At 58.2% G+C, this 1394-nt stretch carries 1 protein-coding gene; it reads right to left on the bottom strand.

Going from position 1 to position 1394, the window contains the following annotated elements; genetic code table 11:
* Positions 1-243: 243 nt before the first annotated feature.
* Entirely contained in the window at positions 244-1284 is a 1041-nt protein-coding gene (locus ACQKP1_RS25855; protein WP_427277514.1) for an IS110 family transposase, read from the bottom strand.
* Positions 1285-1394: the final 110 nt, after the last annotated feature.

The raw sequence follows: 1394 nt of genomic DNA, 5'->3' as shown, positions 1-1394 counted from the left end.
GTTCTCTAATCGCGGTTGTCAAGCTGGTCGGAGCGGGCATCGCAGGTCAGGCTCATGGTTCTCTTCGAGGTCGGCACTTTGACCGCCTCATCATGGCGTTGGATAGGCTCAGTCGACCAATGTGGTGTTCGCGGTTATCTGGGCGAACCAGCACTCGCATGCCTGGGATCGGTCTTGACTGCGCCACCGTCCTGACCGGACGATCTCGCTGGTATCAGCTACCTATAGGGGTATCGGCATAAATCACGCGAGCTCTCTTGGCTCTTGCGATGACCAGCGGAAGGGTTCCCCGGAGATCCAAATCGCGTGAAGGATCACGGCGAGCTTTCGCGCGACCGCCACCTTTGCTTTTCGATAGCCGCCACGCCGGGCGATGCGCAGTCCCCAGCTCTTCAAAGCGGAGAACTGTGGGATACGCGTCAACAGCGCATTGGCTGCCTCGTAAAGGCTGCGTCGAAGAAAGTCATCGCCCCGTTTAGACACGCGCCCTGATCTCATCGTTTCACCTGAAGCGTAGATGCGCGGTGTCAGTCCAAGATAGGCTCCGGCGCTGGACGATCGTTTGAATCGTCCCGGATCATCAATAGTTGCAACGAAGCCGAGCGCAGTGATAACGCCGACACCAGGGACCGACATCAGCCGTCTGACGACATTGTTCTGCCGCGCTATCGAGCGAACCTTCGCCTCGAGATGACGGATCTGCTCAAGGATGTTGGCACGTGCCCGCATCAGTGCTTCCACAACGGCCTGGATGGTCGGCGACGCATGGAGTTCGCCGTCGATGATTTCCTCGGCACGCTTGGCGAACCCACCAACCCGTTTGCCAAACAGGATGCCGAAGGTGCGAAGGACACCTCTGACCTGGTTCTCCAGGTCGCAGCGGGTTCGCACGAGTTGGCTACGAGTGGCAAGGAGCGCCCGAGCTTCGTGGCTTGCCGTCGATTTTACATGAACACTTTTGCACCAACCCGTACGAACGATCTGCGCCAGGCCGATGGCGTCGTTGCGGTCCGTCTTGGCAGGCATCATCTTCAAGGCTGCATTGGCATGGCGAGCATCCATGCAGACAATGGGAACGCCGCGTTCCTTCAATCCATTCCATAGCCAGACCGACAGAGGACCAGTTTCCAGTCCTGCACGGGTTATCGCGAACGGCTCAAGCGCTTCCGCAATAGCGTCTGGGCACGACGCCACCTTCCGTTCGGCAACAATCTTGCCTTCGTCATCAACAATGCAGATTGAGGTCGTTTGCTGGCTGACATCCAGTCCGGCATAATACTTCATGGCGGTTCTCCTCATAGCTTCGGCACACTGGCCACAGTTGACAAGGGACAGTGTGGAGAGCCGCCGCCTAGAAGGCTAGGCCCTGAGCGATTACGCTATGTGGTGTAGCT

The organism is Allorhizobium sp. NPDC080224, from assembly GCF_050281005.1.
GTDB lineage: Bacteria > Pseudomonadota > Alphaproteobacteria > Rhizobiales > Rhizobiaceae > Allorhizobium.
The sequence above is the reverse complement of the archived record's forward strand: the minus strand, read 5'-3'. Positions and strand labels throughout refer to the sequence as shown.

Excerpts from the sequence above, each read along its gene's own strand:
- ACQKP1_RS25855 (WP_427277514.1), bottom strand. The coding sequence starts at position 1,284 with ATGAAGTATTATGCCGGACTGGATGTCAGCCAGCAAACGACCTCAATC.